29 protein-coding genes and 1 pseudogene are annotated in these 24,631 nt (G+C 57.0%); 20 read left to right on the top strand and 10 right to left on the bottom strand.

The window, feature by feature from the left end; translation table 11 throughout:
- From CWE01_RS33440 to CWE01_RS28295, 14 genes and pseudogenes are all read left to right on the top strand, one after another.
- The coding region (locus tag CWE01_RS33440; protein ID WP_157815295.1) for a hypothetical protein at positions 1-380 on the top strand (380 nt) is incomplete at its 5' end.
- Between the two features lie 88 nt (positions 381-468).
- Positions 469-798 carry a hypothetical protein gene (locus CWE01_RS28340; RefSeq protein ID WP_100943863.1) on the top strand — a complete coding sequence of 110 codons (330 nt, stop codon included), beginning with the start codon at positions 469-471 and terminating at the stop codon, positions 796-798.
- 364 nt (positions 799-1,162) lie between these two features.
- Positions 1,163-1,300: a hypothetical protein gene (locus CWE01_RS33435; RefSeq protein ID WP_157815294.1), complete on the top strand. Its 138-nt coding sequence runs from the start codon at positions 1,163-1,165 to the stop codon at positions 1,298-1,300.
- Positions 1,297-1,815 (top strand): DUF3304 domain-containing protein, encoded by a 519-nt coding sequence (locus CWE01_RS28335; RefSeq protein ID WP_100943862.1) that lies wholly within the window; start codon positions 1,297-1,299, stop codon positions 1,813-1,815. The genes CWE01_RS33435 and CWE01_RS28335 overlap by 4 nt, the downstream gene beginning before the upstream one ends.
- 118 nt (positions 1,816-1,933) lie before the next feature.
- Positions 1,934-2,455 (top strand): DUF3304 domain-containing protein, encoded by a 522-nt coding sequence (locus CWE01_RS28330; RefSeq protein ID WP_100943861.1) that lies wholly within the window; start codon positions 1,934-1,936, stop codon positions 2,453-2,455.
- Positions 2,456-2,573: 118 nt separating this feature from the next.
- Complete coding sequence (locus CWE01_RS28325) at positions 2,574-2,972, top strand: DUF3304 domain-containing protein (RefSeq protein WP_100943860.1); 399 nt, start codon at positions 2,574-2,576, stop codon at positions 2,970-2,972.
- Positions 2,960-3,526, top strand: a pseudogene (locus CWE01_RS28320) (SOS response-associated peptidase family protein); the annotation flags it as partial. The gene CWE01_RS28325 and the pseudogene CWE01_RS28320, both read left to right, overlap by 13 nt.
- A gap of 233 nt (positions 3,527-3,759) precedes the next feature.
- Positions 3,760-4,728 carry a hypothetical protein gene (locus CWE01_RS28315; RefSeq protein ID WP_100943859.1) on the top strand — a complete coding sequence of 323 codons (969 nt, stop codon included), beginning with the start codon at positions 3,760-3,762 and terminating at the stop codon, positions 4,726-4,728.
- Positions 4,729-4,826: 98 nt separating this feature from the next.
- Positions 4,827-5,963: a hypothetical protein gene (locus tag CWE01_RS33425; protein ID WP_157815292.1), complete on the top strand. Its 1,137-nt coding sequence runs from the start codon at positions 4,827-4,829 to the stop codon at positions 5,961-5,963.
- Between the two features lie 72 nt (positions 5,964-6,035).
- The gene (locus tag CWE01_RS33420) at positions 6,036-6,695 is read left to right on the top strand and encodes a hypothetical protein (protein WP_157815291.1); all 660 of its coding nucleotides are present in this window, start codon (positions 6,036-6,038) and stop codon (positions 6,693-6,695) included.
- Positions 6,696-6,761: 66 nt separating this feature from the next.
- Positions 6,762-7,229: a hypothetical protein gene (locus CWE01_RS28310; RefSeq protein ID WP_100943858.1), complete on the top strand. Its 468-nt coding sequence runs from the start codon at positions 6,762-6,764 to the stop codon at positions 7,227-7,229.
- A 163-nt stretch (positions 7,230-7,392) separates the two neighbouring features.
- Entirely contained in the window at positions 7,393-7,689 is a 297-nt protein-coding gene (locus CWE01_RS28305; protein WP_100943857.1) for a DUF3144 domain-containing protein, read from the top strand.
- A 170-nt stretch (positions 7,690-7,859) separates the two neighbouring features.
- Positions 7,860-8,264 (top strand): DUF3592 domain-containing protein, encoded by a 405-nt coding sequence (locus CWE01_RS28300; RefSeq protein WP_100943856.1) that lies wholly within the window; start codon positions 7,860-7,862, stop codon positions 8,262-8,264.
- Positions 8,265-8,540: 276 nt separating this feature from the next.
- Entirely contained in the window at positions 8,541-8,906 is a 366-nt protein-coding gene (locus CWE01_RS28295; protein WP_100943855.1) for a hypothetical protein, read from the top strand.
- Between the two features lie 172 nt (positions 8,907-9,078).
- Here CWE01_RS28295 and CWE01_RS28290 read toward each other — a convergent pair whose 3' ends face one another.
- From CWE01_RS28290 to CWE01_RS28270, 5 genes are all read right to left on the bottom strand, one after another.
- Entirely contained in the window at positions 9,079-9,654 is a 576-nt protein-coding gene (locus tag CWE01_RS28290; protein ID WP_256579429.1) for a hypothetical protein, read from the bottom strand.
- Between the two features lie 100 nt (positions 9,655-9,754).
- The gene (locus CWE01_RS28285; RefSeq protein WP_256579428.1) at positions 9,755-10,144 is read right to left on the bottom strand and encodes a hypothetical protein; all 390 of its coding nucleotides are present in this window, start codon (positions 10,142-10,144) and stop codon (positions 9,755-9,757) included.
- 60 nt (positions 10,145-10,204) lie between these two features.
- Entirely contained in the window at positions 10,205-10,900 is a 696-nt protein-coding gene (locus tag CWE01_RS28280; protein WP_100943854.1) for a hypothetical protein, read from the bottom strand.
- Between the two features lie 271 nt (positions 10,901-11,171).
- On the bottom strand, positions 11,172-11,510 hold the full coding sequence (locus CWE01_RS28275) for a hypothetical protein (RefSeq protein ID WP_100943853.1): 339 nt from the start codon (positions 11,508-11,510) through the stop codon (positions 11,172-11,174).
- A gap of 163 nt (positions 11,511-11,673) precedes the next feature.
- Positions 11,674-12,465 (bottom strand): DNA/RNA non-specific endonuclease, encoded by a 792-nt coding sequence (locus CWE01_RS28270; protein WP_218274301.1) that lies wholly within the window; start codon positions 12,463-12,465, stop codon positions 11,674-11,676.
- Between the two features lie 284 nt (positions 12,466-12,749).
- Here CWE01_RS28270 and CWE01_RS28265 point away from each other — a divergent pair, with 284 nt between their 5' ends.
- Positions 12,750-13,307, top strand: coding sequence for a DUF4347 domain-containing protein (locus CWE01_RS28265; protein ID WP_157815290.1), 558 nt, complete (start codon positions 12,750-12,752; stop codon positions 13,305-13,307).
- A 134-nt stretch (positions 13,308-13,441) separates the two neighbouring features.
- Here the strand turns inward: CWE01_RS28265 and CWE01_RS28260 are convergent, their stop codons facing one another.
- The 3 genes from CWE01_RS28260 to CWE01_RS28250 all read right to left on the bottom strand — a co-directional run bounded on the left by CWE01_RS28260 (position 13,442) and on the right by CWE01_RS28250 (position 15,215).
- Entirely contained in the window at positions 13,442-13,849 is a 408-nt protein-coding gene (locus CWE01_RS28260) for a single-stranded DNA-binding protein (protein WP_100943851.1), read from the bottom strand.
- 2 nt (positions 13,850-13,851) lie between these two features.
- Positions 13,852-14,409, bottom strand: a complete 558-nt coding sequence (locus tag CWE01_RS28255; RefSeq protein WP_100943850.1) for a contractile injection system protein, VgrG/Pvc8 family — start codon at positions 14,407-14,409, stop codon at positions 13,852-13,854.
- Between the two features lie 290 nt (positions 14,410-14,699).
- On the bottom strand, positions 14,700-15,215 hold the full coding sequence (locus tag CWE01_RS28250; protein WP_100943849.1) for an Hcp family type VI secretion system effector: 516 nt from the start codon (positions 15,213-15,215) through the stop codon (positions 14,700-14,702).
- A gap of 462 nt (positions 15,216-15,677) precedes the next feature.
- Here CWE01_RS28250 and CWE01_RS28245 point away from each other — a divergent pair, with 462 nt between their 5' ends.
- The 3 genes from CWE01_RS28245 to CWE01_RS28235 all read left to right on the top strand — a co-directional run bounded on the left by CWE01_RS28245 (position 15,678) and on the right by CWE01_RS28235 (position 19,201).
- Entirely contained in the window at positions 15,678-16,493 is an 816-nt protein-coding gene (locus CWE01_RS28245; protein ID WP_100943848.1) for an alpha/beta fold hydrolase, read from the top strand.
- On the top strand, positions 16,483-17,664 hold the full coding sequence (locus tag CWE01_RS28240; RefSeq protein WP_100943847.1) for an ATP-binding protein: 1,182 nt from the start codon (positions 16,483-16,485) through the stop codon (positions 17,662-17,664). The genes CWE01_RS28245 and CWE01_RS28240 overlap by 11 nt, the downstream gene beginning before the upstream one ends.
- Positions 17,665-17,755: 91 nt before the next feature.
- Complete coding sequence (locus tag CWE01_RS28235; protein ID WP_100943846.1) at positions 17,756-19,201, top strand: DHA2 family efflux MFS transporter permease subunit; 1,446 nt, start codon at positions 17,756-17,758, stop codon at positions 19,199-19,201.
- Here CWE01_RS28235 and CWE01_RS28230 read toward each other — a convergent pair.
- Both CWE01_RS28230 and CWE01_RS28225 read right to left on the bottom strand, forming a co-directional pair.
- Positions 19,198-21,279: a bifunctional diguanylate cyclase/phosphodiesterase gene (locus tag CWE01_RS28230; protein ID WP_100943845.1), complete on the bottom strand. Its 2,082-nt coding sequence runs from the start codon at positions 21,277-21,279 to the stop codon at positions 19,198-19,200. The two genes, CWE01_RS28235 and CWE01_RS28230, sit on opposite strands and share 4 nt — an antisense overlap.
- Before the next feature lie 277 nt (positions 21,280-21,556).
- Positions 21,557-22,441, bottom strand: a complete 885-nt coding sequence (locus tag CWE01_RS28225; RefSeq protein WP_100943844.1) for a LysR family transcriptional regulator — start codon at positions 22,439-22,441, stop codon at positions 21,557-21,559.
- 103 nt (positions 22,442-22,544) lie between these two features.
- On the opposite strand from CWE01_RS28225, the gene CWE01_RS28220 reads away from it, so the two are divergent.
- Together CWE01_RS28220 and CWE01_RS28215 are read left to right on the top strand one after the other, a co-directional pair.
- Positions 22,545-23,042: a heme-binding protein gene (locus tag CWE01_RS28220; RefSeq protein WP_100943843.1), complete on the top strand. Its 498-nt coding sequence runs from the start codon at positions 22,545-22,547 to the stop codon at positions 23,040-23,042.
- Positions 23,039-24,577, top strand: a complete 1,539-nt coding sequence (locus CWE01_RS28215) for an MFS transporter (protein WP_100943842.1) — start codon at positions 23,039-23,041, stop codon at positions 24,575-24,577. The genes CWE01_RS28220 and CWE01_RS28215 overlap by 4 nt, the downstream gene beginning before the upstream one ends.
- Positions 24,578-24,631 lie beyond the last annotated feature (54 nt).

The raw sequence follows: 24,631 nt of genomic DNA, 5'->3' as shown, positions 1-24,631 counted from the left end.
CGTATCCGAAACTGAGTGCAGCGGAGTCGTTCGATCCGCGCACGGTCGAGGTCTACTACACCCGCTCGGAAGCCTGCATACGAGGCGCTTTGATCTGTGAGAGCGCTGATGTTCAACGGGTGCTCTCGGGTGTTGTAGGCCCCTCTGAGATCGTTTGGCGACGTCCCTGTCGTACGGATGAAGAAGAGCGTGCCTTTGAGGAACGGATAGAGGCGCTGCTGGCACAAGCCAACGAGGACATGCGCTCGGACTCTTACGACTCGGCGAGTTTTGCCCGCCGAAAAGCCAGGGAGCTGAAAGGCTTTTTGGTTTCACCCAGATGGCGAGCGTTTGCGTTAAAGGCACTCGACGATACAGGCGTCACCTGCTGCACCTACTGATACTCAAGGCTTGATCAAGCCTCAATAACCGTCACCGGGAAATCACCTCCCGGCCGGGGCGGTGGTTTCTCTGAACTGGAGAAATCTCATGTCCCCACAACCGAACCAAGATCGCGTCAGTGCGATGAAGTATTCACTGTCCGTCACGCCACTGGCCTGGGACAAAGCGGTGCAGAGCAATCAGCACCGACGTGGTTCAACCTACGAGAGGCGGCTGCTGGATCTGCTACACGCCGTGAGCAAAGCGCATCACCGGCAACCAGATGCTCGGCAGGTTCATTTCGGGCTCTATCAGCGGCTGCGCACCGGGCGTCGCACAAAACAGTCCTCCCTGGAGCTGACGCTCAACTTGGTGGAAACAGACCCAGAGACGCCGTATCTGCTTCTGTCACTCAAGGACGAGCGGGTTGACTCATAACCTCGGCCGGCCCTACGGCAACACCCCCACTCAAGCCCGACGATGTCGGGCTTTTTTATGCCTGCGATAGGCGTCCATGACGACTACGAGCGACTGCCTTAAGAAAAAAGAGCGACATCCTTTAAAGAAACTACCCACAAATAGTTCGGCCGCATCCCTACAGATCAAGTCAGCTAATACACGTTATGGTCCGTCGTATTTCACCTTAACTGAGCCGCCCTTTACTGACAGCGATCGGCGCTTATTTCCCCACGAGCAATGTTCATTTTATACCCAGCGAGCAGTTGCCGGTTTGCACTGTCGAGCCGTAGTTCCATTACCCCCCTCCCCCAATACTCAATTCGCAAATGGAGTTGCTCAAGACATGTCCAGCACCGATAAAACCGATGCAAAGCGCATGGTTCCTGAGTTTCTGACCTGGGCACCGCCGATCAAAAATAAAGCCGTATGGCTGAGCCTGAAGGTATGCCCTGAGCCGATGACTGATCAGGTGTTGCCATGAAACGTTGGTATCTGTCCGCCGTGCTGCTGGTACTCGCATTGCCAGGTTGCAGCAAGGAAGTCCCGAAGATTCTCGGCGCGCCAATTGAGGGGATCAACCACACCTCAGCGGCGATCAATCACTTTCAGGTCAATGGCAATGGGGGATCGAATCTCGGTCCCCATGGCGGGGGCGGACAGACCTGCTGCGTCGCGCTTCCGACTCAATGGCACCCCGGTCTGACGGTGGTGGTTGAGTGGGAGAAAGATCCGAATGTCAGGGCGTCACGTCATTGGCCAGAGCCAATGTTTTCTGATGCTTGGCGTGCTCGGATGAAAGAGCATCGTTCTAAATACACCCGCCACCGCGCCATCGTGGAGGTGGCGCCGTATGAGGAGTTGGGTGTGGTTGATGTTCATTTTATGCCTTGTGATCAGGTGCTGGTTTCCGCAGTTGCCCAGTTACCCGGCAAGCCAGGTTACCCCTACAACTACCCCCGCAAAATGGAGGTCCCCAAGACATGCCCAGCACCGTGAACACTGAAACTATGCGCGTAGCACCCAAGTTTCTGGCCCGGGTGTCAGCGTTCAAAAATGAGTCAGTGTTACTGCACTGGAAAGCCCGCCCTGAGCCGATGACTGATCAGGTGTTGCCATGAAACTCTGGGGCTTGTCCGTCGTGCTACTGGTACTCGCATTGCCAGGTTGCAGCAAGGAAGTCCCGAAGATCCTCGGCGCCCCTATTGAAGGTATCAACCACACCTCGGCGGCGATTAATCATTTCCAGGTCAATGGCAATGGTGGCCCGAATATCGGGCCCTATGGCGGCGGAGGTAAGCAGACTTGCTGTGTCCCTCTGCCGACTCAATGGCGACCCGGTCTGACGGTGGTGGTTGAGTGGGAGAAAGATCCTTTACCACATGATTACGGCGACTGGCCTGAGACCAGATTTACCGATCCCTGGCGCAAGCGGATGAAAGAGCACAAATCCAAATACACCCGCCACCGCGCCGTCGTGGAAGTGGCGCCGTATGAGGACTTGGGGCTGGTCAACGTGCATTTTTTACCCTGCGACCGAGTCCAGGTGTCAGCCGGTGTGACATACCCGGGACGTCCTGATCATCCTTACAATTATCCTCGAAAAATGGAGGCCCCCAAGACATGCCCAGCACCATGAGCACTGAAACGATGCCCGCAGCACCCGAGTTTCTGGCCCGGGTGTCAGCGTTCAAAAAAGAGGCAGTGTTACTGCGCTGGAAAGCCTGTTCTGAGTCGATGACTGATCAGGTGTTGCCATGAAACGCTGGGGCTTGTCCGCCGTGCTGCTGGTCCTCGCATTGCCAGGTTGCAGCAAGGAAGTCCCGAAGATCCTCGGTGCGCCTATTGAGGGGATCAACCACACCTCAGCAGCGATCAATCACTTCCAAGTCAACGGCAATGGTGGCCCGAATGTCGGGCCCTATGGCGGCGGAGGTAAGCAGACCTGCTGTGTCCCTCTGCCGACTCAATGGCACCCCGGTCTGACGGTGGTGGTTGAGTGGGAGAAAGATCCTCTACCACATGATTACGGCGACTGGCCTGAGACCAGATTTACCGATCCCTGGCGCAAGCGGATGAAAGAGCATAAATCCAAATACACCCGCCATCGTGCCGTCGTGGAGGTGGCTCCGTATGAACGCCTACCCGAGTGTTGATCCTGCACAGCGTTGAGGAAGGTCTGCGGATCGATCCCGTTCATTGGGGTTGGGCCCCCTTCTGGGCCAAGGGCAAACGACCTGATCCCATCAATGCCCGCGTCGAGACGGTCACCACCGGCAAGTTCTTCAAACAGCTCTGGCCAAACGGGCGAGCACTGGTGGTGGCCGACGGTTGGTACGAGTGGGTGAAAGATCCCAATGAGCCGAAGAGGAAGCAGCCGTACTTCATTCGGTTGAAGAGCCAAGCACCGATGTTCTTCGCAGCCCTGGCCCAGGTTCACCCCGGGATTGAACCCCACGAGGGCGATGGCTTTGTCATCATCACCGCCGCCAGCGACCAGGGCATGGTCGACATCCACGACCGGCGACCGCTAGTGCTGGCGCCGGAACACGCCCGGGAATGGATCGACCCTGAACTCTCGCCAGCACGCGCAGAAGACATCGCGAAAAACCTGTGTCTGCCCGTCGACGCGTTCGAGTGGTATCCCGTTAGCACTGCGGTAGGGAACGTCAAGAATCAAGGGGCCGAATTGATACTGCCCGTAGGGTAACGAGCAGCATTTTTGAGACCGTTAAACTCGCCGTAGCCCATCCGTCAGCACCGGCACCACATCCGGGACCGAGCAAGTTGCAGCGCCGGCTAGCTAGACACCTAGTCGGGGCGACTCAACGCTCTCCGGACCTGGGCCGCTCGAAGGCTCACTGCCCAAGGACGAGATAGCATAAGGCCATCAATTTGGATATCCTCATCCGTTCGATTTACCCCCAATGATCAAGGACGACCATGCGTACTCTGTTTCGAATCTGGCTCACTCTTACCATCATCTCAATAGTGTTCTACCTACCGTTCTATGTCTTTTCCAACAATGCCCTGAACGCTGTAGAAGGGTTGACTCCTGATCACCTCATTCCCCTCACGGGCATTCGAGGCCAGGATCCCGAACGTAAACACAATCTCCTGCTCGCTACTGGTATAGATACAACAATGGAGTTGGAAGATGCGTTAGACAACAACAAAAAACTTTCCAACGTCAGAATAAAGTACATAGAAACAGCGAAAGCCAAGGAAGCTGAGATGGCCACAGGCTTAAAGCTTGTCGAAGCCTCTGCAGACCTGACTAATGGGCGTCAAATGAAGCTGACATTTACAGTCATTCCAAAACGTTTTCTGAAGAGTAACGCAATGGTGAATGGCTTCCTTGGAATAAATATTACGAACGGGAAGTACACACTGGATGTAATCGATAGTTCCAGCGATGAGCTCTACCTTTGGGCCTTGTTCGAAAAGTCTGGCAAAGCTGGTCCCGAATCAGTCCAAAGAATGAGCAACCGATTCGATCTGATGGTGGCTGGTATTGAGGAGCAGGAACGCGCACGCGAGCGTGATCGAAATCCACCGCCCTTGGCTGCCAACGTAGAGGGCTCAAAAAAACTCACAACTGAAGAGAATGGGCAAGCCGTCCTAGCCGAAGCCATAGCTAGCCAGAATCGGACAACACCTACTCGCCAGATCGAAAGCCACACTGTAGCCGGCAACCCCGCGCCAGACAAAATCGTAATATTCCAGTGGGAGGGCAAGCCAGCCTATTGTGCGGACGAGGGTCAAGACGGTCCAAATTGCCGTGGCGACGGTTCAGCTTTCATTGGCCAGGGCACCTACAAGGACTATCTAGACCCAGAGAGCGAGATATGCATCGCCGGTGAGCCCGACTGTAAATTGCCACAATACTTTCCTGCTGATGCACGGGGTTGACCTGACGGGAACCTGGGCCCATCTGTTTCTACTATCCCATTCCTAAGCATCGGATTGGCCCCATAATAACTTGCAACCATTATCCTCTAGGAAACCCTATGTGGCTTACAGGAAACATCAACCTCGATCGAACCAAGTCATTTGAATACGACGGACTTAATGCTAAAGGAAAGATGCAGTGGATAGAGAGCAATCCCTATGGCACGTCCCTTAGCACAGATCCATTTCGCTTTGCCTACGCGCTGATTCGCTCCTCGATAATTGGCTCCAAGATAAACGCCCGCCAATACATTGCAAGCAGCGCCCTTGCATTATCTTCCATGGCATACATGGAAAAAATCAAGGGTAGCTCTTCACTGCACCTACACAGTAGTTTTAGCAATAACAAAGATTTTGTAAGTACCGGCTACAAGGGCATGATTGGCTCGGCATTTGCTTACTTAGATATGACTGATTCAGGATATATCTGGACAGGTCATTGGGAGGACTGTGTACCTCCTAGCATTTCATCTATCAGAGACCCGCGCCCAGACTTTGTTTTCAGTGACGAAGGAAATATCTGCATAGTCGACGCCAAAGGGAGCGCGTCCTCTACCGTATGTTCGAAAATCAAGAGCGAATGGAAAAAACAAATACGTCCTTATTTGGGACAAAAACTTTCCCTAGGGGGAACAATATCAAGAGGCATGGTGATCGCAACAACCTTGGCGCATGGTAATACCAGCACTCTATTGCGGGCTAAAGGTGAATTAAAGCGCGGTATGCTTCCAGTCGCCGGTCATAATACTGACGACACTGAAGGCACAGCCGAAATAGTACAGCGATCAAATTTCGTTGATGTGCTTAGAATGATCGAGGAGCATGACCTTGCGAATGCTATAATCGGTGGACCGCAGAGCGACGCTTCATTAGAATATGCTCACGTATTTCAAATGCAACCCACACCAGCACTACTATACGCCAGCTACCAACTACCAATTTTAATTAACTCTGAAATTTGGACAATCCGCCCTTTCTGCCGCGCAGACGCGATAAGTGACGCCATCAAAAAATTCATTCTTACAGACGACACTTCAAAAGGCTCTCTCACCCGATTTTCCGAGAAAATCACAATTTCTGAACACCAAAACAACCAAGAAAATAGCAATATAAAAACATATATAATTGAAGCTCCTGATGGAGCTGGCGCACTTTTCCAAAAATTCGAAGCGCCTGACTTTACAAACCACTTTTAGACACATATAGCACCCTACCGAACGTTGAAACTTCATCTTTACTTCCATCCAACCACAAAAAGCACCTACACCATGAGTGATCAAAAGAAGGCCCTCGCAAAGCTAGTTTTAATAATTTTAGGCTTATTGTTCGCCCAGCTTTTTAGTGGCAACACAATAGCAATGTTCGCAACATTACTCGCAGTGTGCCTTGGTGCAGTTTATGCAATCTCAAATATTAGCAAAATCGGTTCTTTTATAAACAACTGGCCAAAATCCGCCATCTACAGCACCTTTGTATTTTACATCTGCAAGATTCTCTCAGAAAAATTAATAAATGCAAAATTCGGCATTGACACCAACAATATAAGTCATGCCTCCTCAATTGGAGGGATCATTTTATCAGTACCCATTTCACTAATGCTCATTAGCGTCTATCTATTTTTTCCAACACCTATAAAACGGCACCTAAAAGCACAAAAAGACGCCACAAAAACACAAGACAAGGAAAAATTCCCCGCACTAAAATCTTGCTTCATTATATGCATCATTGCTTTCACCGTAACTATCACACCATTTGTAGACACTCTAATACCATACACGCTACTTGCGGACGCAGTTAAAGCATCAGCTTGCGGCCCAATAGAAAACAACGTCCTCTACCTAAAAAAGAACTCCACTAGCTGCTACCGGATTCATGTGAATTTATTTGAAGGAATATACGTTCTGACTAACATAGAAGGAAAATTCTAATAGGCTGTTTAGGATAAATGCACCTGGGCTCACGAGGCTCTCACCCAATCTGAAGGATTTTTTTCCATGCACCACCGCCTCCATGCTGCTCGCCATCAGACAGGCTTCTCTCGCAGCCCTTGCCCCTGGTTGATCATCGACGACGTGGCCATCGAGCAATGGCTGGCCTCCCACCTCAATGATCCCCAGGTTGCCAAGCTCGGTCTTTCGCTAATTTGGCTGCTGGATGAGTACGAAGACGCGCTCGCGAAACGTCGCTTCAATCCCGGAGAGGACGGTACCTCCACCCTCGTACCGCTACTGGTGTGCAGCGACGACATGGATTTCGATTGCACCGTGCTGATGGCCGAACAGATCGTCGAAGGCGATACCCTGCACTGGCGCCGTTTCGGATGGAGCGCTTCCGGCAAGCTGGAGGTGGGCATTGCCACCCGCTGGCTCACCGAAAGTCAACCGGTGAGCTTCGCCTTGGAGGATTTCCGCGCAGCACTGGAAGGCTTTGAAAACTTGCTTAAAGAACAGGCCTGCCAGTGATGGCCACGTTAGCGGCCAGACATTTCCCACTCCCCAAAAGGCCGTATGTGGCCTGGCGCCGACCCTGGCGAACAGCAGCGTCGGGTAGACTTCTGCCGATCACGACAGGACGAAGTCGACCAATTATGGAACAATCTAAAAATGATCAAAAAGGTATCGAGCAATGACAGAAAGCACTGACGAATCCTTCTATGACCGTGCAGACGCGCACATACACTTGTCGAACGAACAGCTTAAGGCATTCGAAAACCTTGGCAAGGTAAGCGCATCGATGATGTTTGGCACCACCCGATTCAATGCTTGGGTAAGCGCTCGCGGCTTCAAATCTGGTGCGGAGATGGCCCAGGCTCGCGAGGCGATGTTGAACTATTTCTGCGAGCAATACCGGATGATGCTCGAGGACAATCTCGACGACCATATCAACAATTTCACCAAATACATGAAGACGGAAAACGCTTAAATGATCCGTCGCCTTTGGTGATCGCCCGCGCTGAGTCCAAGCGGTGTGAAAACGTGGTAGATACTCAAAGGCATTCAGCAAGGTGGCAGAGATCTCACCCGCGGTGGTGTCCAGCCACCAATCAAGAAAGAATCACGCAACACCTCCGCTATGCAAGGATCGCTCGCGCTATGACTTACGTTCTGTTGTTAAAGGTTTTCGCAGCGATAGTGGGCACGCTATTGAGTCTGTGGCGGATGATTCGAATTCTGCGCATGACCGAAGGCTCTATCGTCGAAGGCCAGATCACCTACGTTGAAGGAAAGCCGGGGCGCGGTGGCAGCGCCCTTCTGACCTTCAGCTACAGCGCCGAGGGCCAGCGCCTTCACAAAACCTGGGACGAAACCCTTGATGCCAATTCACGATGCAAACTGCTGGACGCCGTTGCGCGTTACAACATGGGTGATAGCGTCCCAGTCTGGTACGCAAAGGCCGACCCCGACGTTTGCTGCATTGGCGAACGGGTGCATCCGCTCAACTTCATCAAGAACAGGTTTTCGCAGTTGAGTGAGGATCTGACACGCCTGTTTCGTTGACCTAGATAGCAGTATGGCGGCTACAGCTCCGCCTGCGATTGTCTAATCCTCTGATCGTCGAAACCGTAGTGGGAACAACCATGAGGCGATTCATCGAAGGCAAAAATGGATGCCCGGCCCCGGCTGCGCGTCAAGCATCGCACCTGAAATTCCGGAAGCCCAAACGCTGGATATTGAGCCAGAACCTATTGTTCTTCCCTTTAGGAGTGGCACTAGGCTATCGTCAGTCGGACCTGCATCCGCATATTGCAAACAGAGTAAAGGAGAGCTTTAACAATGAGCCATATTGTAATTATCACATTTGATATCAAAAACCCGACAAGAAATGCTCACGGAGAAATTCAGTCATATAGAGAAATCTTGAATCAAGTAGAGGAACTTGATTTCTACAAAATAAAAAAAGGGAAAATGCTCTACCCTTTTGAAATACCAGATAATACACACCTAATAGAATTTGAAGAAAATGAACTAGACCTGACAATTGTAAAAAAACTGAAGGCCGAACTAAGGAATATATTTGAAAACTTGAAAATAGAAGGAAAATATTTTGTATATTATGGGGAAAATTACGGATGGGGAAGTGGCCCGACAGAATGGATAAAAGGACGCCCCTCCATGGCATATAAATATAGATTATTATAATCACAGCACCACACCTAATATCTCTACGACAAAATATAGTAATAGTATTACCGAAAGCCATCTGGTGAGCTTCGCCCGAGGAGGCTTCCGTGCTGCGCTGGAAGGGTTTGAAGTACTGTTTAAAGAACACAGCTAAGCAGAAAAATGGAGTGGGCGCCCCACCAGTAGAGCGTCAATCATCACACCTGAAACTCCGGAAGCCCAAACGCTGGATATTGAGCCAGAACCTATCCGCAGGCTCATACTGAGCCAGGCTGATAGTGCGCTCCTCCCCCCTCTCATCCGCTTCGGTCACCCGACGATCCCAATCGAAATCCGGGTTCATCGAAACGACATAGGACGGATGGGGGTTGTCGAGGCAGAAATGAATCGAGAATACAGACAACGGCGAGCACAGCTGGGTATCGCGGTCATAGAGTCGCCACAACTCAGGCATTCGCGTTTTGCAGCGCTGCTCGGCAAAAGCCAAGGCCTCAGGTAGATCATCCCAAACGGCCTGGACGACCCGTTGAGCATCAAGCAGACGCTCATCCGGCAACTCGCCTTTGCGGTGCTCAACGTAAATCAGCAATCGCCCGAACTGATACTCACATTGCCATACACCGGGGCCAGCTTCCCAGTGACCCAACATGGATTTGGTGAGTAGGTTGATGTCCATATCTGCCGTGGAGAACTCGTGATGAAAGGCTCGCAGGTTATATCCTCTCGCATCGAAAATGAACCGCACAAAGGGTGGTTTTTGAATCAAGCCCGTCTCGCACGTCCACGGAGAAAACGCCTCGCACTCACCGCTTATCACAGGCAACCATGGGCCGCGTTCAATCCGCCGTGACAACCGGGAGTCGCCATCAGTCGTTGAATGGCATCTCCAAGGTCATCGCAATCCGGGCTAAAACCACCCTGCTTTTTTTAGAGATCACGAGGGGCGGCTCATCAATCATGTAAAGCAGGTGCTCGAATTCCAAACCAGCCTCGTTATGATCAACATAATCTAGAACAACCTCCCTCCCATTCTCTAAACCGGCCTGAGCCAATGCATGATCCTCAGGCACAGGGCCGAGCTGTTCGTATGCCATGGACATCAGTGTGGAGACCTCATCAAGTACCTCGATGAAATCGGCCCTCAAGTCCTTGTTCCGGTGATGCATTTCAAATAACCCTTCGATTACGGAAAAAACGATCTGCCTGTTTACGGCCCATGGCACAGATGCCATATGAACCGAACTGTGTGCACTCACAAGCCCCATCTCTCACCTGAATAGACACAGCCTCCAACGAGTCGCCCGTTCGGCAATAGATTATTTCTTCATGTCCTCCACCAGACTACCGATCACCAGATCAGACACTTTGGTAAAGGCGGAGCGCAAGGCTTCAGGATCAGTCGCGTATTGCTCAGGGGTATAGGCGGTGGTGTTGGCGTCATTGAACACCGAGATCGTTTCGAAATTTCGCCATACTGAAGTGCCGTTGCGCTTCATAGCGCCGTTGACGCCAATAACGGGGTACAACACGGTGCTGAAGTTCTTCAAGCAAAGCCCCCACTGCATGACCATGATTTCGACCTCAGCATCTGCCTGCTCGCCATCAGCGACGATGGTGAATAAATGCTCCCGTTTGACACGATCTTCAAAGCTTTTACGGACCAGCTTGCCCAAATCAATGTCGTGGGTTTGCATGTTGTTCCGGATTGCCCGAGAGACGTCCATGGTCGAGACATCGGCAGCTTTCGTTCCTGCCACTGTACCTACACCAGCCAACGCGCTCGCCCTGGCGTTCGAAGCACCGGCGACCATTCCAGTGGCCGCGCCAGCACCGGCGCCCAGACCCGCGCCCCAGGCCTGATCCATACTCGTGTAGTTAAAGTTGTCTACCGCGACAAACACCGGAAGGATTTTTATGGTCTTGATTTGCTGACGGTCTTCAACACTCAGACTCTTGGTGACACACCCGGAAAGCAAAGCGAGCGCGCACACTGCGATTATTAGCTTCTTCATTTGATTGGAAAACCGATTACGTAGGTGAGTGACATATCGCCCACGGGGCGGGTTTCTTGAGTTCTGCGACGACCGCAGCGGCGCTTGTCGCGAGCGCAGCTAGGGATAATGATGATCGCTAAGCGGGGCCGTGACAACATACCCACAATGTGCATTTCAAAGGTGGCCGAGTCCTCGACGCGGACTGGCGCTTTTGAGCCGGAAACGATGAAAACGGGACGCGGTTATTGAATCGAACCGACCTCTTGGCCCTACACAAAATGGCTCACACTCACCACAACAACGCTTCAGCCTCATCGTATTTTTCGGCAACCTTCAGATAGGTATTCGCCCATCCGCTGCTCATACTGACTTCTTGCAGTGGACCTGTGGGGGCAAACAGAACAGCAACGCTTATCCTTTCGGGCAGAACCCCAGCTTTCAGTAAACGGATCAAGCCTTCCAGCTCCGCTGTTGCTTCTTCCGTATCGGCCCAATATGACCAGCAGAACTCATTCTCTGGAATCGACACCAGCTCGACGGAAGCCTCCAGTACCTCAATGAGAAACTCAACAGGAGACGCATATTCAGTCTCCCCCTGGATCAGGCATTTTAAATGGTGAAAGTCCATAAGATGTCCGGGAATTTTTCAGACAGAGGAAAAGCAGGGTGAGGGCCAGCACGCAGAAATGACATAACCTGGCGAAACTACATCGCCACGATGATGAGGAGCCGACGATGCCAGCCGAAGGACAGAAAGCTCTCTACCGCCGCCCCTCACGCAATTCCCTCTGCTAGCTGAGGTCACACCCACTCGGCTTCGGCCAAGTGACCGCCGGCTTCTGAGCCTTCACACTGGCCGACACCGGGATATTCACGTTCTCAGCCCCTACCTCGGCTTCGAGCTCATTGATGCTTCGAATGTAGGTATCCAGATTGCCCAGCCCTGCCTGATTGGGAATGTACCAACTGATGGCCTGAGTCTCCCCGGCTGCATTCGTAGTGACGACGGTTTTCCAGAAATAGTCAGGCGTGCGAATGCCATGGGAGGCCACGAAGTAATCGTTCAACGGATCGTTGTAAACCACACCGCCATAGACGTGAACCGTCGCCAGATCCCGATAGCACTCGGCAACCTCTTCCGCCTGCTTCCAGATACCGCGGTTGAAGGTGCCCACCTGCGGCACGATGTTGGTCATGTAGTTGGCTCGTCGAATGTAGGTCTCGTCATAATCCATGTGGTTGGAAGTCACGAGATGCCCCCGGTCCCAACCACTGACACTGGAGTAAGTCGCCGCACTGGACTGCTGGCCGCAGCCACTTGGCAGATCCGGGTCCAGGCGAAACGACGACGGACGCGGCACAGACCCGGTATCGGCGGTCAGCACATACTGATAACGCAACGCGGTGTGGTTCGTGCAGTCATAGGTCAGCACGAAGCCCCCCTTGTCGAGGGTGATGATGTTCGATGAGACAGCGGCCGCAACGGGAACCGACGACCGAAGCGTTTCATGCGTAGGGCTCTGACAGCCCGACATGACCAGGAAGGAGAAACACAGCGTACCCAGGAGTAAATTCGTTCGCATGACATGTCCCTATGACGTGAACTGAGGATGACGCGCTGATTGTAGGCCACGGCCAGACGCCACCTCTATCCGCATCTATTGCGCACTGTTTCGAGCCCGCTCCCTGTCCCCACGATTATCGCCCCCGACAAAAACCACCTCCTCCTGCAATGCTCAGCGACCGGCAAAAGCTCGCAGTGATTCCAGTGGAATCACAACGGCGAACAGCCCACGATCCGGGGAAAGTGGCTTGACGCACGATAGTCCCCATGCCCAGGATGAAGCATCCTGAGGAGGGATCCTTCATGCCAAACGTGCTTTACTTTGCGAGCGACGACAACTTGAACTGCGTCCAGGTGATGCGAAAGCGCTTCTCTGCAAGCACCTTCACCGCCGTGGCGGCTACCCCCGACCCAGCGACCCTCCTCGCCGCCCTCAACAAGGCCAAACCCGTCGACTTGCTGCTCATCGGTACGCACGGCGCACACGCGGCCTTTCTCACCATCTCAGGCCACGAGGAGTCCAATGCACCGGGTTGCGACATCTCTTACGAGACCGGCCACGCGCGACACACTCACCCCGCCACCTTCGGTGCGACGATCAAGCCCTACCTCGCGGCCGGTGCCGTGATCTCACTCATCTCTTGCTCCGTGGCCGGGGGCGAGCACGGGAAGACCTTCGTGATGGCCATGTCAGCGACGACAGACGCCACAGTGCGCGCGGCCGACAACGAGGTTCAGGTCAACACGGTGGGGGATGAAACGGTCAACGTCACCGTCAACGGAGGCGGCGTGTGGGAGAGTACGAAGGGGAGCTACCCAGTGGAAGTCACCAAGCGCGGGAGTCGCTACCAATATTGGTGAGGGCAGCCTTTTGCCGAAGGATCGACGCGATGTGCTCTCCTTGAACTGGCGAACACCGATCAAACAGAAGAACTGATCAAAGCGGCAGCGGCCCTTCCTAGGGCCGACCGCCCTCCTGCTCAAAGTCTCCACCGTCATTCCGGCTCATCAGCCTCAGGAGCCGGCACAGGACGCTCTGGCACCATCATGGAAAGGCTCTCGACGCGATGCGGCAAAATCCCCACGCGACTGGCCTGTACCTTCATGACCCGACATTCGACACCTTTGTCGTCCTCCCACTTGTCCATGAGCATTCGCCCTATGACCAGCACCCGCATCCCTTTGCAATAGAGCTCGGAATAGCGCTCAGCATCCTTGTGCCACACCTCAACACCGGCCCAGTACCCGCCTCGATCCTCGTACTCGCCATCGCTTTTCGGAATCGGATTGTCGAAGTACACATTCAGCCGAAGCAACCGATAAGGCTCGTTGTTGCCGTTGGCGATCTCCTTGAACTCAGGCTTCGTGCCGATGTTGCCCTCGCCCCAAAAACTAGTAGCCATGGTCAGTTCTCCTCCGTGTGACGGCTAACGTGTTGATCCATTCGCTCGCGGTAAACCTGGTCAGCCACCTCCACCTTGCAAGCACACAGGAACGCTTGACGGCTAATGCTGTACTGCGTGCAGTATTCCCGGGGTTCATAGACCGTAGGGCTGAGCTTGAACTGATAGCGGTCCTCGAGAATCCCGTGTTCTTCCAGGACAGTCGTAATGATTTGCCGAACGGTTTGCTGCTGGAAAATACGCTGGTTGACCCGGTGCCCAAGCGTGTATAGCTGGGGCACCAGCGTCAGGTGATAGTGGGTGAATCGCGTACCGGAGTCGCCCTGGGCGAACTGATCGATCTTGCCGTGAATCCCGTGACTATCGGTGTCGAACGCCAGAAAAGCAGAGCGGTGAAGAAAACTTTCAAGATCCAGGTCGGCTGATTCGCTGACCACTTCCAGCGTCACGCTATAGGGCTGGTTGATGGACTCTTCAGCACGGAACTTGAGCACCCGCAGATCGTGTTGGACTGCGGGGATCTTCAGGCTGAAAACAGCCCGATTGGAGGGTATGAACATCCCTTGTCCTCTTGATCGGAAAGCAGGGTTTTCACGTCGTCATGATGTTAAGGAGGCAACGCCAGATTAGGACTGAACGCTCTCGACAGGTATGTAGGAAGCATCCCTATTTGGTATCGAAAGCGCTCTTTTTCGGACATGCCCTGAACAGAGAACAGAGAACAGCGACAAGCCCAAACCACCAGACCCGGCCATAACACCGAAAACAACGACCCGTAATGACAACGAATCGTTGCAATGCTTGGCCAATCGATCAGTGCCGGGTGATGCCTGTCAAAGGCCGAGCCGGGTTAAATCAACGGAGCGCGCCAGTCATCAGAGCCCGTAGTCCCGCAGATCTCGTGAGTCCAGACAATCTTTCGGTAGGTGAAATACACGTCTTCGGTGTGCGTGAAATGGGCGTTCTCGGGATCCTGGCAATTCGGCATCTTCGACGTCACATCAACGATGGTCGCGTCCTCCAATTCGATGGTGAAGTAGTGCTCCTGAGTCCCTGTCGCCGAAGTACGGAACCACTCCAGACGGCACTTCTCCAAACGTTCCCCGGACGTCAGTGCGTTGAAAATCAGCGGCGAGGACTTATCGAAGATCTTGGTAATCATCAGCGGCTTGTGAACGCGCTGCCCTGTTGGCTGGCCCGACTGCGGATCACGAGGAATGATCACCTGATGATCGAAAGCCTGAACCAGGATCTGGTCCTCATGGCCCTCCTGGAAAATATTGCCGACCGACGCTTCGGTGAAAGTACCGGCAGTGATCTGGCCTTGCTTGGTGCCTTTGAGGGACAGATAGGCGGGTGTTGGCATGAGTCAATTTCCTTGAGTTAAAGGCTGAGCAGGTATCGCCCAACGCTGATGACTCATGGCGAGATTTATGCCATAAATTATTTATCGTTTAAAAACATATACTTAATTAAAAGTTACAGAGTCAATCTGAGTAAATCAGGCTGAAGCTCCTGAAAAGTGTGAAAGTTTTTACACACTTGAAGACAAAGCTTTCACACCTCGATAACACCACCGAAAACAAAGGATCGCGCGTATCGTTGACAGCCTTTCAAGGCGCCGACTGCGCAGTTTTTTACACAATGGCCCTGAGCGAAAAAACACTCCTACCCGCTCAACACTCCTGCTCGCACAGCCACACGTACCAGATTGCGAACAGACACCTCCCCGACGCAGCCATCACCCACAACACGTGACCAGACGCCCATGACTCTCTAAACTCCTGCACACACAAGAATCCCCTCCAGCTCACCCGGAAAATCACCCATGGACGTCCAGCATCGCAACAACGTAAGGCAGCTGGGAGACGGCCCTGCGACCTTGATCTTCTCCCACGGCTTCGGCTGCGATCAGACCATGTGGAACTACCTGTACCCCCACTTCAGCGAGCGCTTCAGGGTGGTGTTGTATGACCTGGTCGGTGCCGGCCGCTCGGACCTCGGGGCCTATGACCGGAAGAAATATGACGCACTGGCCGGCTACGCCCAGGACCTGGGTGAGATCATCGAGCAGTACGCCAGCGGTCCGGTGATCCTGGTGGGTCATTCCGTCAGCGCGATGATCGGCGTCCTCGCCGATCGCCAGGCCCCCGGCCGCATCGCCGCCCACGTGATGATCGGGCCCTCCCCCTGCTATATCGATGACGACGGCTACCTGGGTGGATTCAAGCTCGAGGACATCCACTCGCTGCTCGACACCCTCGACAGCAACTACCTCGGCTGGTCGAGCACCATGGCCCCGGTGATCATGGGCGCGCCAGGGCAACCGGCGCTGGGCGAAGAACTCACCAACAGTTTTTGCCGCACCGAACCCGAGATCGCCAAGCAGTTCGCCCGGGTGACGTTCATGTCGGACAACCGCAAGGATGTCAGCGGCCTCGACACGCCGACCCTGATCCTGCAATCCAGCGACGACCTCATCGCCCCCGTGGCCGTCGGCGAATACCTGCACACCGCCCTGCCCAACAGCACGCTGTGCCTGGTGCCCAACGTCGGCCATTGCCCGCACATGAGCGCGCCGAGCGCCTGTTCCGAAGCCATGGACCGTTTCCTGTCGCCGTGGGCAGGTGCCCATGTCGACTGAGGAGCCAGCGTTGCCCGATGCCCGAATGCTGTTCGAAGGTGCTCCCTGCGGTTTGGTGGTAACCCGCGAGGACGGCACGATCCTGCGCGCCAACCAGACCTTCAGCCACTGGATCGGCTTCAGTCAGACACTGCTGTGCGAGCGGCGCTTCCAGGACCTGCTGACCATGGGCGGGCGCATCTTTCATCAGACGCACTGGGCGCCCCTGATGAAAATGCAGGGCTCCGTCGCCGAAGTGAAACTCGATCTGCGGCATCACGACGGACACACCGTCACCATGCTGCTCAACGGCGTCAGGCACGAGTATGCCGATGGGGTGTTTTATGAACTGGCGCTGTTCGGCACCAGCGACCGCGACAAGTACGAGCGCGAACTGCTCAACGCACGCAAACTGGCCGAAGGCCTGCTGCTCGAGAAGAGCGCCGCCGAAGCGGCCCTGCAAGAAGCCCAGGCGCAGCTGAACCTGGACTTTGAAAAGGCCCAGCGGCGGGCGCTGTTCGCCGAACAGATGGTCGCCATCGTCAGCCACGACCTGAAAAACCCGCTGACGGCGATCACCATGGCCTCGGATATTCTCGCCCAAGGCGAGCGCACGACCAGGGAAACCCGGATGCTCGGTCATATCAGCCAATCGGCGGAACGCGCCCGGCGCATGATCGCCGACCTGCTGGACTTCGCCCTGGCCCGCGTGGGCCAAGGCCTGGCCATCTCCCCCGCGCCGCTGGACCTGCACAACGTCACCCGCCTGAGTATCGACGAACTGCGAGTGGCCTTTCCCGAAGCGAAACTGCTGCACCGGAGTGTCGGCAACGGCAGCGCCCGCCTCGATGCGGACCGGATTCAACAGGTCATCGGCAACCTGGTCGCCAACAGCGTCGCCTATGGTGATCTCAAGGAACCGATCACCATCACCTCACGCCTGGAAAACGATATCGCCAGCCTCTGCGTGCACAACTCAGGTCCCGCAATTCCGGAAGCCTTGAGGACCGTTCTGTTCGAACCGATGACCCGTGGCACCGAGGGCGACAGCGACATGCGCAGCGTCGGGCTGGGGCTGTTTATCGTTCGAGAAATCGCCAAGGCCCATGGCGGCGACGTCAGGGTCAGCTCGGATGCGCTGGACGGCACGGCCTTCGACATCCACTTTCCGATCATCAGTCCGTCGCCCTGAAGCCTTAACAACCTCCCTACACTCTCTCTATTGAGCCATGCGCGGCCCGCAACCTAAACTCGCCGGCCCTCACACGAGAGATCACCTCCTCATGACAGCACCAGCCTCCCCCGCAGCCGGGTCGGACCACCGCTGGCTCGCCTTGATCGTCCTGTGCCTCGGGGTACTGATGATCGTGCTCGATACCACCATCGTCAACGTCGCGCTGCCGTCGATCCAGACCGATCTGCACTTCACCCAGACCTCCCTCGCCTGGGTGGTGAACGCCTATATGCTGACCTTCGGCGGCTTCCTGTTGCTGGGCGGTCGCCTGGGTGATCTCTACGGCCATCGACGCCTGTTCCTGCTCGGCATCGGCTTCTTCACCCTCGCTTCACTGGCCTGTGGCCTGGCTCACAACCAGGAAGCGTTGATCTGGGCCCGGGCCTTTCAAGGCCTGGCCGCCGCCGTGGTGACCGCCGTGGCCCTGTCGCTGATCATGGACCTGTTCAGCGAACCGGCCGACCGGGCCAAGGCCATGGGCGTCTACGGTTTTGTCTGTGCCGGTGGCGGCAGCCTGGGCGCCCTGCTCGGCGGCGTGCTCACCAGCACCTTGAGCTGGCACTGGATCTTCCTGGTCAACCTGCCGATCGGCGTGGTGGTGATCGCATTGTCCCTGCGCCTGCTCTCGAAAACCCTCAACCAGCACCCTTCCCGCGACCTCGACGTAGCCGGTGCACTCAGCGTGACCGCCTCGCTGATGCTGGCGGTCTACGCCATCGTCAATGGCAACGAGATGGGCTGGACCTCGCTGCGCACCGTCGCGCAGTTGCTGATTGCCGTCGGCCTGCTACTGGCCTTCCTGATTATCGAAACCCGCGTGAAAGCCCCGCTGATGCCGTTGCGCCTGTTCCGCCTGCGCAACCTGGCCATCGCCAATATCATCGGCGTGCTCTGGGCGGCGGCGATGTTTGCCTGGTTCTTCCTCTCGGCGCTGTACATGCAATTGGTGCTGGGCTACACGCCTTTGGAGGTGGGGCTGGCGTTCCTGCCCGCGAACCTGATCATGGCGGTCTTTTCCCTGGGGATCTCGGCCAGGCTGGTGATGCGTTTCGGTATTCGCCTGCCCCTCGCGGTCGGGCTGGCACTGGCGACCCTGGGGTTGCTGCTGTTCTCCCAGGCGCCGGTCGACGGCCACTTTCTGCCCAATATTCTCCCGGGCATGTTGTTGCTTGGCCTGGGCGCGGGCATTGCCTTCAATCCGCTGCTGCTGGCGGCGATGAATGATGTCGCACCGTCCGAGTCGGGGCTGGCTTCCGGCGTGGTCAATACCGCCTTCATGATGGGCGGCGCACTGGGATTGGCGGCACTGGCCAGCCTGGCTGCGGCGCGCACCGAATCGCACCTGGCAGCAGGCCTGCCGGCACTCTCGGCCCTCAACGACGGCTATCAGGGCGCCTTTCTGGTGGGCGCGGTGTTTGCCGCGCTGGGTGCGAGCCTTGCGGCGGTCATGATGCGCAACAAGAGCGGTGAAAGCCTGGGTGGTGCCGAGGCCTAACTCGCAGCCTGACGTTCGAGCCGACCGATATCGGCCATGAATTTCTCCGCCGGCAAGGGGTGCCCCAGCAAGTAGCCTTGCAGGGAGTCGCACCCCAGACGGGTAAGGAAACTCTGCTGCATGTCGGTTTCCACCCCTTCGGCGACGATCCGCAATCCCAGCGCCTGACCCAGCGCGACAATGGCCGAAACGATCGCCGCATCGTCGGAGTCATGCTCCAGGTCGCGGACAAAACCGCGGTCGATCTTCAACTCGTTGGCCGGAAGGCGCTTGAGGTACATCAGGCTCGAATAGCCGGTGCCGAAGTCGTCGATGGACAGATCCACGCCCATGTCCGAAAGCTTCTGCAATACCTCCATGCTCGCATCGGCATCACTCATGGCGGTGGTTTCGGTGATCTCCAGGGTCAGGCTGTTGGCCGGTAAATTGTGCCGGGCCAGGGCGCCGGCCACGCTGTCGACCAGACCCACATGGCAAAACTGCAGGGCCGAGAGATTCACCGCGATCCGCCAATGCTGGTAGCCCTGCTCGTACCACAAGCGCATTTGCCGGCACGCCTCATCCAGCACCCAATCACCGATGGGGATGATCAGGCCGGTCTTTTCCGCCAGGGCGATAAACCGGTCCGGTAGCAACAGCCCTTCCTCGGGATGCTCCCAGCGCAACAAAGCCTCGGCGCCGACCGGCGTACCCTTGAGGGCGTCGAACTTGGGTTGGTAAAAAAGCCGGAACTGCTGCTGTTCCAGGGCCTGGCGCAGGTCCTGCAAGAGTTGCAACTGCTTGCGGGCGTTGCTGTTCATCGACGCGTCGAAGAAGCTGTGGCCGTTCTTGCCCGCCCCCTTGGCGTGATACATCGCCGCGTCGGCGTTCATCAGCAGTTCTTCGGCGGTCTGGCCGTTGCCCGGGTACAGCACGATACCCAGGCTCGCGGAGATCAGCAGGTCGTGGCCGGACACCCGGAACGGCTGGGAGATCATGCCGACCTGGCGCGACGCCACTTGCAGCGCATCGTCCGGCTCGGCCAGTTGCACCAGCAACACGAACTCGTCACCGCCGATGCGCGCCAGGGTATCCTGGCTACGCAAGTCATCACGCAGGCGCAGGGCGACTTCGCGCAGCAACTGATCGCCCATATGGTGACCGAACGCATCATTGACCGGCTTGAAACCGTCCAGATCGATAAACATCAGCGCAAAGCAGCCGCCTTCGGCCGTGGCCTTGTGCATCGCCTGGTCGATCCGGTCCGCCAGCAGCACACGGTTCGGCAAGCCGGTCAGGGTGTCATGCAACGCCAACTGGGTCAGCTCCTGGTTCGCCTGGCTCAGCGAGTCGGCCAGCATGGCGGTCCTGGCTTCGAGCCGGGCATCAAGCAGCGAGGTCAACAGGGCAATCGACAGCACCGCCAGGCTGGTGACCAGCACCAGGTTGTCCAGGCCCTTGCCGGACAGTCCGCTGCCCACCGCGCCACAGAAACTGCCCTCGCTGAAGTTGGCAGCCGCCATGCCGGTGTAGTGCATGCCGACAATCGCCAGCCCCATGACAACTGACGCGCCGCTACGGGCCAGGCGCACATAGGGCGTGTTGCGCCGCAGGTGAAAAGCGATCCACAAGGCCGCCGCCGAAGCGACCACGGCAATCACCAGAGAGGCGCTGAACAAGGTGGGGTCGTAATCGATACCGGGCTGCATCTTCAGCGCCGCCATGCCGCAATAGTGCATGGCACTGATGCCGGCGCCCATGATCAGGGCGCCAAGGGCCAATTGCAGCGCCGGAAGGCTGGGCTGGCTGACCAACCACAGGGCAAAACCGCTGGAAAGAATCGCAATCAGCAGTGACAGCAGGGTCAGCGGCCCGTCGTAGGCCAAGGCAACCGGCAGCTTGAACGCGAGCATGCCGATAAAATGCATGGACCATACGCCCACGCCCATGGCCATGGCACCGCCGGCCATCCACAGGTACACCGCCCGACCACGTGCCGTGGCAATGCGCCCGGTCAGATCCAGCGCGGTATAAGAGGCCAGGATCGCCACACAAAGGGACATGAAGACCAGCGCGGAAGAATAGCTACCAATGAGCATGACGAATCTCTGAAACATCGAACCGGGCAATACCCGGACTCGGTGAAAAAACGACGGATTGTACCTGCTTCCCCATGGAGCACACGGCGGAATATTGGCTACTGGCCATTATTCAGGAGGACCCGCTCGCCGTACAGGTCAGCGCCCCGTGAAGACCGACCAACGGTGCTATTTTGGGGTGGCGCGCAAGCTCGACCACTTCGACATTATCTGACCTGCTGGTCGACTAACCGAGGATAGTCGATCATGGCTGAATCGCTTCGGTCTTGAGGCTGAATCAAGCCCCCTCCTTGGGGTGTTCACGTTTGACCCGCTCGATATAACGCGCCACCGCCGGGGCCTTTTCGAAGCGCCGATAAATCAGCGACAACCAGGAACTCGCCTCGCAGCCATGGATCGGTCGATACACCACATTCGGCAGGTTCACATGGCCGATCACCGACTCGGGCACCACCGCCACACCCTGCCCCAGGGACACCGCCGCGATCACCGCCACCAGACCACCGGGTTGCGGCCCCAGCTTCGGTGCATAGCCACCCTGGGCGGCGACCTGCAGGGTGCCGCTGATCTGCTCCGGGAGAATAAAGGTTTCGTTCTGCAAATGTTCGGCGCCGATCTGTTTCAAGCGGCACAACCAGGCATCGTCCGCCACGGCCAGCACAAACCCTTCGGCATTCAGGCGCACCGCGTCCACACCCTCGGGCAAGGACATGGGTGAGCGGACATAACCGATATCGAAACGCCCCTCGGCGATCAGTCCCGGCAACACCGCCATCGGGCTCTCGCGCACGCTGAGGCTGACCTCGGCGAACTCCCGACTGAAGGCCTTGACCTGACGCTGCAACACCCCGGAATACACTGCGGACGCCACATAACCGAGCTCGATATGCCCGACTTCACCACGTCCGGCCCGCTGCGCATTGCGCTGGGCGGACTCGAACTGGCGCACCGTCGCCTCCGCTTCCGGCAGCAACGCCGCACCGGCTTCGGTGAGACTGACCTCGCGCTGCCCACGCAAAAACAGCCGGGTGCCGAGGGCGGTTTCCATGTCCTGAATCTGTCGACTCAGGGTCGGCGGCGCGATATCCAGCTGCTCGGCCGCCCGGGTGAAATTGCGTTGCCGGGCCACCGCCAGGAAATAGCGGAAATGACGAATCTCCATACAGGCATTAGCTCAAAGGTAATGAAGTTCCGGCGCTCGGCTAACAAAGCCACGGCCGGGCCACGATAAGCTGCTTCTACCGCCACAGTAGAGAGCTTGTACCATGCGCGTCAAATCCCTTATCCCCTTGTTTTGTGCCTGCCTGAGCCTGCCACTGGTAGCAATGGCCGACTCATCACCCAGCATTGCCCACAAGGCAATCCTTGATCTGGAGCTGGCCCGTACACTGGTCAAGGCCGCCGAGCAGACGGCCACGGCAAAAGGCTGGCCCTGTGCAATCGTGGTGGTCGATGACGGCGGCTGGCCGATCCTCGGCGAACGCATGAACGACACGCCCGTGGTGGCCGGCATTCAACTGGCCGAGGGCAAGGCCCGGACTTCGGCGCTGTTCAAACGGCCGTCAGGCGATCTGGAAAATGCGGTCAACGGCGGACGCCAGGCCGCCCTCAGCGCCGGCCTGGTGATGATGAAAGGAGCCCAGCCGATTCGTCTCGAAGGCCAGGTGATCGGCGCCATCGGCATCAGCGCCGACACCCCGGCCCATGACGATGAAATCGCCCTGGCCGCCATCGCCGCGCTAGCGTCGCAGGCCCAGCCATGAGCCGGGTCAGCCCGCGATTGACGCTGCTGACCGCCTCCGGCGTCTGCTCGCTGATTGTCCTCGACACCAATATCGTCGCCGTCACCCTGCCCAGCATTGCCCGCGACCTGGGGGCCAATTTTGCCGATATCGAGTGGGTGGTCAGTGCCTATATGCTGGCCTTCGCTGCCCTGCTGCTGCCGGCGGGGAGCATCGCCGACCGCTTCGGCCGACGCAAAACCCTGCTCTGGGGCCTGACCCTGTTCATCCTCGCCTCACTGGGTTGTGGTGCTGCACCCGACAGCCTGTTCCTCGATATCGCCCGCGCCATCAAGGGGGTCGGCGCCGCGTTGCTGCTGACCTCCGCCCTCGCCTCCATCGGCCACGTCTTTCACGACGAGGCCGAGCGGGCCAAGGCCTGGGCCTTCTGGGGCGCGTGCATGGGGGTGGCCATGACCGCAGCACCGACCCTCGGCGGGCTGATCACCCAATACCTGGGCTGGCGCTGGATTTTCTACCTCAACCTGCCGGTGGGCCTGCTGTTGATGGCAATGGTCCGCCACGCCGTGCCGGAATCCCGGGACAGCCAGGCGGCGCGCCTGGATCCCTGGGGCAGCCTGGCCTTCAGCGGCGCGTTGTTGTGCCTGATCTGGGGGTTGATCGAGGCCAACCGCATCGGCTGGAACAGCCCGCTGACCTACGCCCGGTTGCTGGGCGGCGCCGCGCTACTGGGCCTGTTCGTGTTTGTCGAGCGGGTACAGCAACGGCCAATGGTCGACCTGCAACTGTTCCGTCACCCGCGCTTTATCGGCGCCCTGCTGGGGATGTTTGCCTATGCCGGCTGCGCCCAGGTGATGATGACCCTGCTGCCGTTCTACCTGCAGAACGGCCTGGGCTTCTCCGCCGTGGCTTCAGGCCTGGGCATGCTGCCCTTCGCCCTGGCCATGCTGATCTGTCCGCGTATCGGTATTCGACTGGCCTCGCGCTTCACCCCGGCGACCATGATGGCGAGCGGCCTGACCCTGGTCGGTTGCGGCAACCTGCTCAGCGCCTGGGCGGTCGGCAGTGGCAGCTACCTGCCATTTGCCCTGGCGATTACCGTGACCGGCGCCGGCGCCGGGCTGCTCAACGGCGACACCCAGAAAAACATCATGGCCTGCGTGCCCCGGGAGCGGGCCGGCATGGCCTCGGGGATGAGCACCACCATGCGCTTCAGCGCGATCATGCTGACCATCGGCGTGTTTGGTGCCCTGCTCGCCAGCCATACCGAACAATTGCTCCACGCCAGCCTCGCCGCACACGCCGCGCCCTGGCTCGATCAGGCCCGGGCGATTGCCTCGCGGGTGGTCGCCGGTGACATGCCGGCGGCGATGGCAACGCTGCCGGCATCCGCGCGCCAGGTGGTCCAGCCGCTGGCCCGTGCAGCCTTCGTCGGTGGCTTTGGCACGGTGCTCTGGGTCGCGGGGTTGCTGGCGTTGTCGGGGGCGTTGGTGGTGGGCAGTCTGATGCGCCATCCCCTGCCCCTCAGCCGATCCTGTTCATTGGCCAGGGAATAAATCCGTACAGGGCTCGTCGTACGGGCACTGAAATTATTCAGCCGCCCATGAGAG

It is taken from the genome of Pseudomonas sp. QS1027 (assembly GCF_002814235.1).
Taxonomy (GTDB): Bacteria; Pseudomonadota; Gammaproteobacteria; order Pseudomonadales; family Pseudomonadaceae; genus Aquipseudomonas.
Note: the sequence above shows the minus strand (reverse complement) of the source record. Positions and strands in the feature narration are given on the sequence as shown.